A 12,069-nucleotide genomic window follows, 5' to 3' on the forward strand; every position below is an offset into this window, starting at 1 on the left:
AAAGAAATGAAGTCCCGCCCCGGATAGGGGCTAACAGAAATAAGCAAGAAAATCCGACTTAAGCAGAACGACCACGCAAGCAGAAGGACTCAATCCTAGACCCGCACTCTCCGCGAGCAGCACCCCCTTCACCCTAGCCCCACACTCTCCGCGAGCAGCACCCCGCCTAGCCCACACTCTCCCTAAGCAGAACCAAAACCCCAAAGCCGCCAGCCGGCCCCCACGATATGTCACACTTCGCCGTACGTTCATGCGCGGCCCCCGTTGCCCGTTTTTTCACCTGGATTGGAGACTTCGAGCCTTGCACTCTGCCGATTCCGCGGCAATCGACCTCCCGTTGCCATTGCGCAACTTCGCTGCAACCCGGCGCATCCTGCTGATTGTCCTGGCAGCATCGATCGCGTTTCCGGTCGCCTTCCTGGTTGGATACGGGTATTACGACTACCAGCGGCGCATAGCGGACGCGAGCGATATCGCCGATCGCGTGGCCCGTGTCGCCGATGAGCACGCGACCAAGGTCATCGACTTGAACCGCGAAATGGCGGCGCGCATCGTGGAATTACTTGACGATGACAACGACGCTCGCATTCGCGAGAATCAGGCGCTCCTCCATGAACGGATGAGCGAAATCGGCGGATCGTTTTCGCAGGTCGCCAGCATTGCGATCTTCGGCACGACCGGCGAGATGCTCGCGAGCAATCGCTATTTCCCCGTGCCGAACGTCTCGATCGCCGACCGCGACGACTTCACCTCGGCGCGCGCCATCCGCCCCGAACCGTATTACTCGCTTCCCCTAATCGGCAAGATCGCGCAAACCGATGTGTTCACGACAAACGTCGCACGCAGCGCAAGCGACGGGAGCTTCGCGGGGGTCGTGTCGATTGCGTTGCGACGCGCTTATTTCTCCGACTTTTACCGCGATTTATCCAATGGTGGGCCGCCGGTGACGGTCGCGCTGTATCGTCGCGACGGCGGCCTTCTTGTGCGCGAACCGCCTGCCCGGCCAAGCAGAATGCACGCCAGCAACTCGCTTTTTACAACCGCCATGCGCAACAACGAGTTGTTCGGCCACATGCGCATGACTTCCACTATCGACGGCGTTGAGCGGCTGGTCGCCTTCCGGCGCGTTGGCGACTATCCGCTGTACGTGGTGAGCGGCATCCCGACCAGCGTGATCTTCAACGAATGGCGCCAGCACTACCTGATGATCGCAGTCATTACCGCGGCTCCTTGCGTAGCGGTCTGGCTGCTCGTGTTGTTTTCGTTGCGCCAGCTCAAGGCGCAGCAGGCCGCATGGGAGCGCTGGCAGGCCGAAGTCGCGATGCGGCTGTCGGCAGAAGCGTCCAGCCGGCAACTGCGGCGCATGGGCGCGCTCGGCAATCTCGTCGCGAACGTGGCTCACGACTTCAACAACCTGCTGATGGTCGTGTCGGCGAATATGGAACTCGTGCGGCGCAAGAAGTTCAATGGTGTCGAGCGGGAGGTGCTGGCCGTCGAGCGTGCGACGGTTGGGGCGCAATCGCTTGCCCGGCGGCTGTTGAGCGTGGCGCGCAAGCAGCCCCTCAAGCAGGAGCCGATCGATCTCGCGCGCTGGCTGCCTGCGGCGTCCAGCTTGATCGAAACGGCCGTCGGAGAAACGATTCAGCTCAAGGTACAGGTGTCGCCCGACATCTGGTGCGTTCGCGCGGATGCTGCCGAACTTGAATTTGCGATCATCAACATTGCGGTAAATGCGCGCGATGCCATGCCGCAAGGCGGCCGTTTCGTGATTCGTTGCCAGAACGTGCGCGTCACTGCCGACAACGCACTTGCCGATGGTGAATACGTGCTGCTCGCATTTACCGATAGCGGCACAGGCATGAACGAGGCCACGGCGCGGCGCGCGTTCGAGCCGTTATATACGACCAAACTGAGTGGTTCCGGCACGGGGCTTGGGCTCGCGCAGGTGTTGGCGACGAGTGAGCAGGCTGGCGGCACGGCGCGTCTGGACAGTGTGGTGGGACGCGGCACGACCGTGCGCCTGTACTTGCCCCGGTTCACGGGTTCGTGCGAGGCGGCGGCGCCGCACGCCGCGCATACGATCGATGCGAGTAACGAAGCGCAGCCAGCGCCGGGGTCGATCCTGCTGGTGGAGGACAACGAAGAAGTGGCGGCGGGCGTGGCTGCGGTGCTTGAAACCCTTGGCTGCGCGGTGCGACATGAGACGACGGCCGACCGCGCATTCGATGTCCTGAGCGAGGGCACGCGCTTCGACCTGGTGTTGTCGGATATCCAGATGCCTGGACGGCTCAATGGCATCGACCTGGCGGAGAAGGTGCGTGGGACATGGCCTTTGCAACGCATCGCGCTAATGACTGGCTACGCCGATGAATTCGAGCGCGCACGCCATACGGGCGTGACGATTCTTGCGAAGCCGTTCAATATTGATGAGTTGAAGGAGCTTGTGAGGAGTTAGGGGCGGGGGGAAGAGATTAGGCCGATTCTGCAAGCGGTGAGTGTAGGGCGGGGTGGCGTCCGTCTCTACGGGAACGAGACGCAGATCGGCCTATTTTTACGGGCATCGATGACAGTTATTGCCATTTTATGCCATTTTATGCCATTTTATGCCATTTTATGCCATTTTATGCCATTTTATGCAATTTTATGCCATTTTATGCCATTTTAATTATATTATTGACAAGTGTATGAATAGGGGGAACGCCATGGAAAGCATGAATATTTCGCTGCCTGAACCGCTGAAACAGTTCGTGGACGCTCAAATATCAACGGGCCGCTACAGTAGCGCCAGCGAATACGTGCGTGAACTTATCCGCAGCGATGAAAAGCGCAAGGCCGAAGACCAGTTGGAAGCGCTGCTGTTGACTGGCCTGCAGGGCGAAGCGACCGAATTCACGCCCGATGAATGGAAAACCATTCGCAAGGAAGCCCTGGCCAAGCTCAAAGCCCGACAGAACGGTAGATGATGCCGCGTGTGTACCAGTAACCTGCTGCACGGAATGACCTGATCGAGCACTATGTCTACCTGGCGGAGGAAGCAGGTCAAAGCACAGCTGAGCGCTTCATGGACAACGCTGAGACAAGCTTTGCGCTCTTGGCCACGCAACCCAGGATGGGGGCTTCAGTGATGCTTCATCGTCCCGAGTTCAGCGGTATGCGGAAGTGGGGCATTGATGGGTTCGAAAATTTTCTCATCTTCTACCTGCCCCGTCCTGATGGAGTGACGATCATTCGGGTACTGCACGCCTCGCCCGACTGGTGGAGCCTGCTCGGGTTGTTGTGACTCCACAAACCCCGCGACTTTCAGTTCTGGCTTGAGACGGCGTAGCTACAACACGACATCGGTATCAAGCAGCCAACCCGTCACAGCGGAACGCCCAAGGCGTTCATCTGGACCAAGAGCGCTCCCCGCCCTTCAATCCGGCGTTGCCTCAGACGCGGTTTGCAAAGCCGTCTGCGGCGCGAACTTCTGCACCTGCAGGCTGACCTTTTCCGCATAGGCCTTCGAGCCGCCATAGCTCTTGAGGGCGGCGCCGACGTCGCCTTGAGCCGACTCGACGTAACCGTGAAGAATCGCGGAGCCCGCCTCAATGTTCGCTTCGGCTTGCGTCAAGTCGATATTGCGCACAAGTCGCCGGTGCGCCGCCGGCACCACCTGCATCAAACCGGTCGCGCCATTCGCGCCGTGCGCCTTCTCCTTGAAACGCGATTCAATGGAAATGATGGCAAGAAGCAGCGCGGGAGGAAGGGAATATTTCGATGCCGCCGACATGACCGCAGCGGAAATTTGCTCGGCTTTCGCCCGCGCCACGCCGAACTTTTCGGAGAGCATGCGGGAAACCTGGTGAGTCGTCTGGGTGGTTGCGTCGCTGGCTGCGGCGTCTTGACTGGCGGGGGAGGCGGCGGGAGAAAACGATGTTTCCAGAGGGGCGGCTTGAGGCGTTGCTTGTGGCGCTTGAGGCGCTTGCTGACTCTGCTCCTGAGCGGCAACCCCCTGCGCGAGGCCAAGGGTCAGTGTCAGCAAGCAAAGTAGTCGGCTCATGAAGAAGTCACCCTCTGAAGGAAGTTCGCATTATACCCATGCGAAAAAACCTTGCAAATCAGGCTCTTGGCCCTTAACAGCATGCGTTTCGCCGTTTTTTGAATGCTTTCGGACCTAGACGGCCGCCGCCGTGACGCTCGCGTCGACCCGCGGGCGCACGCAATCGCGACCTTCCGCTTTAGCGTCGCAGCCTGACTGGAACTCAACGACTACGGGTGAGAGTGCCGCCGGTGGCGCGCCTCGTCGATGCATCCAGGAGGACGCGCTTAATTTCGGCGGATCACTCGAAATTTGTCAACCGCGACCTATACTTTCAAAATCATTTCGACGGATACGGCACGTTAGCGCCGTTGACAGCTACGCGCCGCGTCGCGCAGCCATTTCAGTAGCTTGCATGACCCCTTCGCATGAGGAGAACGTCATGACGCGCAAATACATCGATTGCCGCGAATTCCCGAGCGACATAAATTGCTCGATCGCACTTTCCGCAGACTCCGACAGCGAGTTGCTCGAAGCGGCGGTGCAGCACGCGGTCACCGTACACAAGCATGCCGATTCACCGGAATTGCGCACACAACTGACGGCGATGTTTCACGAGGGCACGCCGCCCGAGGCCCGCGTCGCGTAGCGGTAGACGTCGCGAACTGGATCATTCCGGGGATTTTAATTTTGACAATTAGATATATTAGGTGTTCTAACTAGATACCTGAAAGCTTGTCTGCATCCGTGGAGGTTCGCTATGCCCAATTTGCCCAGCCACGCACTCGACGAATTAAAGGCCGCAACGAGAGGGGAGGTATTGCTGCCTGCTGATGCCGGTTTCGACAAGGCACGCAGCATATGGAATGCAATGATCGACCGGCGCCCGGCAGTGATCGTGCGGTGTGCGGGCGTGGCCGATGTCCGCCGCGCGGTGGCCTTCGCCGACGACAACAACCTGTTGCTTGCCGTGCGAGGCGGCGGGCACAACATTGCGGGCAGCGGTGTGTGCGACGACGGTCTGATGATCGACTTGTCTGCGATGAAATCGGTGCGCATCGATCCGGGAAAACTACGCGCTTACGTCGAACCGGGTGCGACGCTGGCCGATTTCGACCACGAGGCGCAAGCATTCGGGTTGGCGACTCCGCTCGGGATCAATTCGACCACAGGCGTGGCGGGATTGACGCTCGGCGGCGGATTCGGCTGGCTTAGCCGACGTTATGGGATGTCAGTGGACAATCTCATCTCGGCGGACATTATCACGGCCGACGGGGAGCGGCTTCACGCCAGTGCGGACGCGCACGAAGACCTGTTCTGGGCGATTCGCGGTGGCGGCGGCAACTTCGGCATTGTGACGATGTTCGAATTCCAGCTACATCCGGTGGGACCCGAGGTGTTCGGCGGGCTCATCGTGCTGCCGCTGGAACAAGCAAAAGAGGCCCTCGTGAAATATCGCGCGGCGGTGGCCACCATGCCGGAAGAACTCTGCGTATGGGCCGTGCTGCGACTCGCACCGCCATTGCCTTTCCTGCCGCCGGAGGTGCATGGCAAACCGATCCTTGCATTTGCAATCTGCTACACCGGGCCGGTCGAAGAGGGTCCGCGTGTTGTTGAGGAATTTCGCCGTTTCGGCACGCCCTACGGCGAGCATCTGGGTCCGATGCCGTACGCAAAGTGGCAGCAGGCGTTCGATCCGTTGCTCGCCCCCGGCGCGCGCAATTTCTGGAAATCGCACAACCTGGGCGAGTTGCAGGATGGGCTGATCGACGCCGTGGTGGATGCGATCGGCAAGCTGCCGTCGCCGCAATGCGAGATCTTCTTCGGTCTTATCGGCGGCAAGGCGAGCCGTGTTGCGGTCGATACCACTGCCTATCCAAATCGAGACACGGAATACGCAATGAATGTGCATGGACGCTGGAACGACGCGAGTGACGATGAGAAATGCATCGCATGGGCGCGCGCATTTTTTGAGACGGCCGCGCCGTTTGCGTTGGGCAGCGTGTACGTGAACTTTATGACGGAGGACGAAAAGGAGCGCGTCGGCGCGGCCTATGGCCCGAACTATGAGCGTCTCGTTGCGGCGAAGAACCGGTATGACCCGCGCAATTTGTTCCGGCACAACCAGAATATCAAGCCCTCTGCTTTGTGATCGACTCGTCAACGCATCGGCCGGATTGTAGTCTTTGGCTTTGGACCAAAGCCCGGCCCGATGCGTCATACGCGACCTGTGGATTTGTTTCGACCAGACAGTCGATGCAACCACGAACCATTGCGCGTTATGCAATGAAGCAACGGCATGACGCGGCTCATGAAGCGGTCGTGGATCGGTTTCGCTTGAACCCACACACCACGAACCCGTACCGCCTCGACCATACCGTCGTCGAGGCAGTATCGCCCGGCCAGTCGCGCAACGGCAGTCATTGCATGCAAGATGACCGGCATCGGCTCGAAGCCACCGACCAAGGCAACGCTGGAAGCAAACTCCCTTTATGCAAATCAGTTAGCGTTCAATGACACTCAGGATTTTCAGGACGCGAGCCGTGGGCTGATCGCCACATTGCTGGACGCCGACGTTATTCCAAGCACCAAAGGCGGCGCTGCCTGGAATTTAGGGCAGTTTTCATTTATTACCGGCGGCCCGGAAAATAATGCGCCGGACTCAGTGAACTTCAGCTTGTGGCGCAATGCCACGCTGAACATAAATCACGCATCTCGGTGATCGCCCGATCACCCACGTTATTTACACGCATAGTCACGCGGACCCCTATGGTGGCATTCGCGGTATTGTCGACGAAGCCGATTTAAAAGCCGGTAAGGTGAAGATTTATGCGCCGGCGGGATTTGCGGAAGCCGCAGTGGGTGAAAATGTTATCGCCGGTAAAAAAGGGTTCAGCCGGTTCAGGTGTGTGCAGCTTGATAAGCAGATTGGCATAGATTGGCATGATTGGCATTACCAATTGCGCGACTGATGTTCCGGTCGCGCAATCACCGCTTTGCTCGGTTAATGGGCTTTTGATCACACTCGCGCCGATATTCTTCAGTCTATTTACGGCCGGTGAAAATGCGGCGCCCTGTCATGAAAATATTTTATTGACGGTGTATGCTCGGCCCTCTTGCAGTGCGTCCGACCACGAGTGACGTTTTCGCTCGCTATAGTGTTTCTAAATATAATTAAATTCTGAGAGAGGACGATATGTCCAAAGTAGAAGTCATGTACAAAGGATTCAGGCTTATTCCGCTTGCCGCTTATGACGACGGCACTTATGCGTCGATGCTCATTATTGGACGGGCAGACGAATCGCAAAGGGCCTCGTCGGTTCTGGGCAGTTTTGTCGATGCTGATTCAGCGTGTCAATACGCCATTGAGTACGGGATTGCGCAGATCGACCGGGGGGGCGTTGCGCAAGCGGTTTGAACGGGGAGGTTGGGGCGGCTCCAAAAGCAGATCCGCCCCGCACTCACCACCCGCCGAACCGCGCAGTTTCGTTTTTAATGCGAATGGCGCGGCACCTCCGCTCCCCTGCACCCCACCAGAAAATCAAAATCGCAACCTTGGTCGGCTTGCATGACATGGTCGACATAGAGCTTGCGGTACCCGCTCGTGTCCGCCGGCACCACGGCCTGTCCTTCGGCCCAATCGGCGAGCCGCGCAGTCAGTTCCGCGTCGCTTACGTCAAGATGCAACGTCCCGCCCATGGAATCCAGCTCGATCCAGTCACCTTCCTTCACCACCGCAAGCGGGCCACCCGCGCGCGCTTCCGGTGCGACGTGCAAGACCACCGTGCCATACGCCGTCCCGCTCATACGGGCGTCCGAGATGCGCACCATGTCCGTCACGCCCTGCGCCAGCAACTTCGGAGGCAAGCCGATATTGCCGACCTCGGCCATGCCCGGATAGCCCTTTGGTCCGCAATTTTTCAGCACGAGGATTGAGTCAGCGGTGACATCGAGATCGGGATCGGCAATGCGCGCCTTGTAGTCGTCGAAATTCTCGAATACAACCGCACGTCCGCGATGCTTGAGCAACGCCGGTGTCGCCGCCGAGGGTTTCAACACCGCGCCGTTGGGCGCCAGGTTGCCGCGCACGATGCACAGGCCGCCGTCGGCGACCAGCGGCCGGTCGATCGGGCGAATGACTTCCTCGTCGTAGATCGGCGCATCCTTTACGTTGTCCCAGAGGGTGTGGCCGTTGGCCGTGAGGGCATCGGGATGAGGCAGCAGCCCCGCTTCGCCCAGACGACGCAGCACCCCCGGCAACCCGCCCGCGTAATAGAACTCTTCCATCAGGAAACGGCCCGAGGGCTGCAGGTCGACAAGCGTCGGCGTACCGCGCCCGACGCGAGTCCAGTCGTCGAGTTCGAGATCGACGCCCATGCGCCCCGCGATCGCTTTCAAATGGATCGCGGCATTGGTCGAGCCGCCGATCGCCGCGTTCACGCGGATCGCATTCTCGAACGCTTCGCGCGTGAGCAGTTTGGAAAGCCGGATATCGTTTAGCGCCATCTCGACGATCCGCATGCCCGACATGTGCGCGAGCACGTAGCGGCGCGAATCGACTGCGGGGATCGCCGCGTTGTGCGGCAGCGTGACGCCCAGTGCTTCGGCCATGCAGGCCATCGTGGAGGCGGTGCCCATGGTGTTGCACGTTCCTGCCGAGCGCGACATGCCCGCTTCGGCCGACATGAATTCATGCAGCGTGATCTTGCCCGCCTTGACCTGCTCGCTCAGTTGCCAGACAACCGTGCCCGAACCGATATCCTTGCCATGATGCTTGCCGTTGAGCATGGGTCCGCCGCTCACCGCGATGGCCGGCACGTCGCAACTTGCCGCGCCCATCAAGAGCGCCGGCGTGGTTTTATCGCATCCGACGAGCAGCACGACGGCATCGATCGGATTACCTCGAATGGACTCCTCTACATCCATGCTCGCGAGGTTGCGCGTGAACATCGCGGTCGGGCGCAGGTTCGATTCGCCGTTCGAGAAGACTGGAAACTCCACCGGAAAACCGCCCGCCTCGAACACACCGCGCTTCACGTGCTCGGCAAGCTTCCTGAAATGTGCGTTACACGGGGTGAGTTCGGACCACGTATTGCAGATGCCGATGATCGGCTTGCCCTGGAATTCGTGATCCGGAATGCCCTGGTTTTTCATCCAGCTTCGGTACATGAAACCGTTCTTGTCGGCGGTGCCGAACCATTGGGTAGAACGGAGCGGGCGTTTTTCAGTAGACATGCGTTTTCTCGTCAATCGTTGAGTGGCTAGATACTTCTAAATATGCAAATGCGGCTGACCGGTGCGCGAAACGCCGGTGCAAGTCAGGCGCTCAGGTGCAGTCGGGATATCCCCTCGCACGTCCGTGGTTGTGTCCTTGCAGCGACTCGCCCAAGCGAAGCGTGCCGGCAGGGGGCGTTGAATTAAATCTCGCGGGGCGCTTCATCTTCCTGGCTCCATCGCGAGAGGTTCGGCCTGGTCGGTGCCATCGGGTTGCGTGGGTCGCCGGGTTCGCCTGGCGCTCACTCGCTTGCCAAGGCCTGGGCCGCTCGATTTGCGGCGTGCCGCGTGCCGTTCTATAAACCGCTGCAGGAGGCAGAACGCACAGAGCAGCGCGCCGATGACAATGCGCGTCCACCACGAGCTAAGCGTGCCGTCGAAGGTGATCAGCGTCTGGATCGTGCCGAGAATGCCCACGCCAAACACCGATCCGATCACATAGCCGACACCGCCCGTCAGCAAGGTCCCGCCGATCACCGTGGCGGCGATCGCGTCGAGTTCCATGCCCTGGCCTTGCAGCCCATAGCCCGACAGCACATACAGCGTGAACACGACACCCCCGAGCGTCGAGCAGAATCCGCTCAACGCATAGACGCCGACCTTCGTGCGCGCGACGGGCAGACCCATCAGCAACGCGGAGCGCTCGTTGCCGCCGACCGCATAGACGTTGCGACCGAAGCGGGTGAAATGCGCGACGAAAATCGCGATCAACAGCGTGACGATGGCGATCAGCGCGCCCGTCGAGAGTGAAGCGCTGCCGATGCCGAGGTGGTAGCCGGACAGGGCGTGGAACGTGGGGTCGTTGATGGTGATCGACTGGGTCGTGATCAGGAAGCACGTGCCGCGCGCGAGGAACATGCCCGCGAGCGTGACAATAAACGGCTGCAGCTTGAAGAAGTGGATCAGCGCGCCCATCGCCGCGCCGTACAAGGTGCCTAGCACCAGCACGATCGGCACGATCACCCATACGGGCCAATGCAGGCGCTCGGTGCCCACGGCGCACAGAATCGTCGTCAGGGCAACCACGGAGCCGACCGACAGGTCGATGCCACCCGACACGATGACGAACGTCATGCCGATCGCGACAATCAACAGGAACGCGTTGTCGATCAGCAGGCCGACCAGGACTTGCATCGAGAAGAATCCGGTGTACATCACCGAGCCGAAGCCGAACAGCGCGACGAACAGGACGAGGGTGACGACAATCGGCAGGGTGCGCGGATCGACCAGACGCTCAAAGAGATTCCTCATTTTGCAGCCTCGGTCATGGGTCTTTTCGATACACCCGCGAAAACACGTCTTAGATGACGCACAAGCACCGTGCGCGCCGTGGCTGACTGGACCACGCTGACTACCAGCACCACCGCAGCCTTCACGACCAGCGTCGCTTCGGGCGGCACGCCGATGGAATAGGTCGTGTAAGTCAGCGTCTGGATGATCAACGCGCCGAGCACGGTGCCGGCCAGGCTGAACCGGCCGCCGAGAAGCGACGTGCCGCCGAGCGTCACCGCAAGGATCGCGTCGAGTTCGAGTAGGAGTCCGGCGTTATTGCCATCGGCGCTGCGCACGTTTGAGCTGGCGAGAATCCCAGCAATCGCTGCAGTCAGTCCCGAGAAGGTGTACACGCCGAATACGATCGCACCCGAGCGCAAGCCGACCAGACGCGTCGCCACCGGATTGATCCCGATGGCGCGAATGAAGAGGCCGAGCGCCGTGCGATTCATCAACAACGCGGTCAGGACAATGCCGCTAATCGCCACCCAGACCGAACAGGGCATGCGAGCGAGATAGCCACCGCCGACGAACAGATAGCCGGGCGAGCCGATTGGAATGATCTGGCCGCCGGTCAGCAATTGCGCGACGCCGCGGCCGGCCACCATGAGAATCAACGTCGCGATAATCGGCTGCATTCCCACGAACGCGACCAGCACGCCGTTCCACATGCCCGCAAGCACGCCCACGGTGAGTGCCGCGAGGAGGGCTTCGCCGACCCCGCCTGGATTGTCGGCAAGAATGGTGGCGGCGGCAGCGCCGGCAATCGCGACGACGGCGCCCACCGAGATGTCGATGCCGCGGGTCGCGATGACCAGCGTCATGCCGAGCGAGACGAGCACGAGCGGCGCGGCGCGGTTGAGAATGTCGATCGGCGCGCCGAACAGGTGTCCATCGAGCATCGAGATCGACAGGAAATTCGCGTTGTGCGTGAGATCGAGCAGGACCAGTAACACGAGCGTGAGACAGGGCCAGGCGAGCGGATGCTGCAACGCGGCTTTGAACACTCTCATTGATTGCCTCCCGCGATCAGTCGATAAACCTGGTCCTCCGAAGTCGCATTGCCCGCGACCTCGGCTACCTTGTAGCGGTCCCGCAGCACCGCAATCCGGTGACTGACTCGCACGACCTCGCTGACCTCCGACGAGATGAACAGGATGCCGAGCCCTTTGGCACACAGCGCGAGCATGCGGTCCATGATTTCGAATTTAGCTGCGACGTCGATGCCGCGCGTGGGTTCATCGAGGATCAGCATCTTCGGTTCGGTCGCGAGCCAGCGCGCGAGGAGAACCTTTTGCTGGTTGCCGCCCGACAGAAGGCCGATGGGTTGCTCGGCGTCGCGAGCCTTGATGCCGAGCCGCCCGATGTAGTCATCGGCGATCTCGCGCTGTTTCTTCTTGCTGATGCTTCGCCACCAGCCGAGCCGGGCCTGCAGCGCAAGAATTATGTTCTCGCGGATCGAGAGGTCCGCGACAATGCCTTCCTTCTTGCGATCTTCCGGGCAA

The 12,069-nt window shown here is 60.3% G+C and carries 12 protein-coding genes and 1 pseudogene; 8 read left to right on the forward strand and 5 right to left on the reverse strand.

Going from position 1 to position 12,069, the window contains the following annotated elements:
* The first annotated feature begins 301 nt into the window (after window positions 1-301).
* From WCA53_RS22385 to WCA53_RS22395, 3 genes and pseudogenes are all read left to right on the forward strand, one after another.
* Entirely contained in the window at window positions 302-2,455 is a 2,154-nt protein-coding gene (locus WCA53_RS22385) for an ATP-binding protein (RefSeq protein WP_423915661.1), read from the forward strand.
* Between the two features lie 247 nt (window positions 2,456-2,702).
* Window positions 2,703-2,963 carry a type II toxin-antitoxin system ParD family antitoxin gene (locus tag WCA53_RS22390; RefSeq protein ID WP_423915663.1) on the forward strand — a complete coding sequence of 87 codons (261 nt, stop codon included), beginning with the start codon at window positions 2,703-2,705 and terminating at the stop codon, window positions 2,961-2,963.
* 32 nt (window positions 2,964-2,995) lie between these two features.
* Window positions 2,996-3,280: pseudogene (locus tag WCA53_RS22395) on the forward strand (type II toxin-antitoxin system RelE/ParE family toxin); the annotation flags it as partial.
* A 132-nt stretch (window positions 3,281-3,412) separates the two neighbouring features.
* Here WCA53_RS22395 and WCA53_RS22400 read toward each other — a convergent pair.
* Window positions 3,413-3,922, reverse strand: coding sequence for a transglycosylase SLT domain-containing protein (locus WCA53_RS22400; protein ID WP_423915684.1), 510 nt, complete (start codon window positions 3,920-3,922; stop codon window positions 3,413-3,415).
* A gap of 538 nt (window positions 3,923-4,460) precedes the next feature.
* On the opposite strand from WCA53_RS22400, the gene WCA53_RS22405 reads away from it, so the two are divergent.
* The 5 genes from WCA53_RS22405 to WCA53_RS22425 all read left to right on the forward strand — a co-directional run bounded on the left by WCA53_RS22405 (window position 4,461) and on the right by WCA53_RS22425 (window position 7,436).
* Entirely contained in the window at window positions 4,461-4,667 is a 207-nt protein-coding gene (locus tag WCA53_RS22405) for a DUF1059 domain-containing protein (protein WP_423915665.1), read from the forward strand.
* Window positions 4,668-4,778: 111 nt separating this feature from the next.
* On the forward strand, window positions 4,779-6,170 hold the full coding sequence (locus WCA53_RS22410; RefSeq protein WP_423915667.1) for an FAD-binding oxidoreductase: 1,392 nt from the start codon (window positions 4,779-4,781) through the stop codon (window positions 6,168-6,170).
* 282 nt (window positions 6,171-6,452) lie between these two features.
* Window positions 6,453-6,740 carry a hypothetical protein gene (locus WCA53_RS22415; protein ID WP_423915669.1) on the forward strand — a complete coding sequence of 96 codons (288 nt, stop codon included), beginning with the start codon at window positions 6,453-6,455 and terminating at the stop codon, window positions 6,738-6,740.
* 19 nt (window positions 6,741-6,759) lie between these two features.
* The gene (locus WCA53_RS22420) at window positions 6,760-6,990 is read left to right on the forward strand and encodes a hypothetical protein (protein WP_423915686.1); all 231 of its coding nucleotides are present in this window, start codon (window positions 6,760-6,762) and stop codon (window positions 6,988-6,990) included.
* 224 nt (window positions 6,991-7,214) lie between these two features.
* Window positions 7,215-7,436, forward strand: a complete 222-nt coding sequence (locus WCA53_RS22425; protein WP_423915672.1) for a hypothetical protein — start codon at window positions 7,215-7,217, stop codon at window positions 7,434-7,436.
* 74 nt (window positions 7,437-7,510) lie between these two features.
* Here the strand turns inward: WCA53_RS22425 and WCA53_RS22430 are convergent, their stop codons facing one another.
* From WCA53_RS22430 to WCA53_RS22445, 4 genes are all read right to left on the reverse strand, one after another.
* Entirely contained in the window at window positions 7,511-9,253 is a 1,743-nt protein-coding gene (locus WCA53_RS22430; protein ID WP_423915675.1) for an IlvD/Edd family dehydratase, read from the reverse strand.
* 201 nt (window positions 9,254-9,454) lie between these two features.
* The gene (gene yjfF / locus WCA53_RS22435) at window positions 9,455-10,543 is read right to left on the reverse strand and encodes a galactofuranose ABC transporter, permease protein YjfF (protein WP_423915678.1); all 1,089 of its coding nucleotides are present in this window, start codon (window positions 10,541-10,543) and stop codon (window positions 9,455-9,457) included.
* Window positions 10,540-11,577, reverse strand: coding sequence for an ABC transporter permease (locus WCA53_RS22440; RefSeq protein ID WP_423915680.1), 1,038 nt, complete (start codon window positions 11,575-11,577; stop codon window positions 10,540-10,542). Before WCA53_RS22440 ends, yjfF begins: the two co-directional genes overlap by 4 nt.
* Window positions 11,574-12,069, reverse strand: a 496-nt coding sequence (locus WCA53_RS22445; RefSeq protein ID WP_423915682.1) for an ATP-binding cassette domain-containing protein, incomplete at its 5' end; no start/stop codon positions are given. The genes WCA53_RS22445 and WCA53_RS22440, both read right to left, overlap by 4 nt.

The sequence above is a fragment of the Caballeronia sp. genome (genome assembly GCF_049581465.1).
Taxonomy (GTDB): domain Bacteria; phylum Pseudomonadota; class Gammaproteobacteria; order Burkholderiales; family Burkholderiaceae; genus Caballeronia.

Bases quoted from the DNA above. Each gene is read 5' to 3' on its own strand.
- yjfF (WP_423915678.1), bottom strand. From the start codon at position 10,543: ATGAGGAATCTCTTTGAGCGTCTGGTCGATCCGCGCACCCTGCCGATT.
- WCA53_RS22405 (WP_423915665.1), top strand. From the start codon at position 4,461: ATGACGCGCAAATACATCGATTGCCGCGAATTCCCGAGCGACATAAAT.
- WCA53_RS22390 (WP_423915663.1), top strand. From the start codon at position 2,703: ATGGAAAGCATGAATATTTCGCTGCCTGAACCGCTGAAACAGTTCGTG.
- WCA53_RS22410 (WP_423915667.1), top strand. From the start codon at position 4,779: ATGCCCAATTTGCCCAGCCACGCACTCGACGAATTAAAGGCCGCAACG.
- WCA53_RS22440 (WP_423915680.1), bottom strand. From the start codon at position 11,577: ATGAGAGTGTTCAAAGCCGCGTTGCAGCATCCGCTCGCCTGGCCCTGT.
- WCA53_RS22415 (WP_423915669.1), top strand. From the start codon at position 6,453: ATGACCGGCATCGGCTCGAAGCCACCGACCAAGGCAACGCTGGAAGCA.
- WCA53_RS22430 (WP_423915675.1), bottom strand. From the start codon at position 9,253: ATGTCTACTGAAAAACGCCCGCTCCGTTCTACCCAATGGTTCGGCACC.
- WCA53_RS22425 (WP_423915672.1), top strand. From the start codon at position 7,215: ATGTCCAAAGTAGAAGTCATGTACAAAGGATTCAGGCTTATTCCGCTT.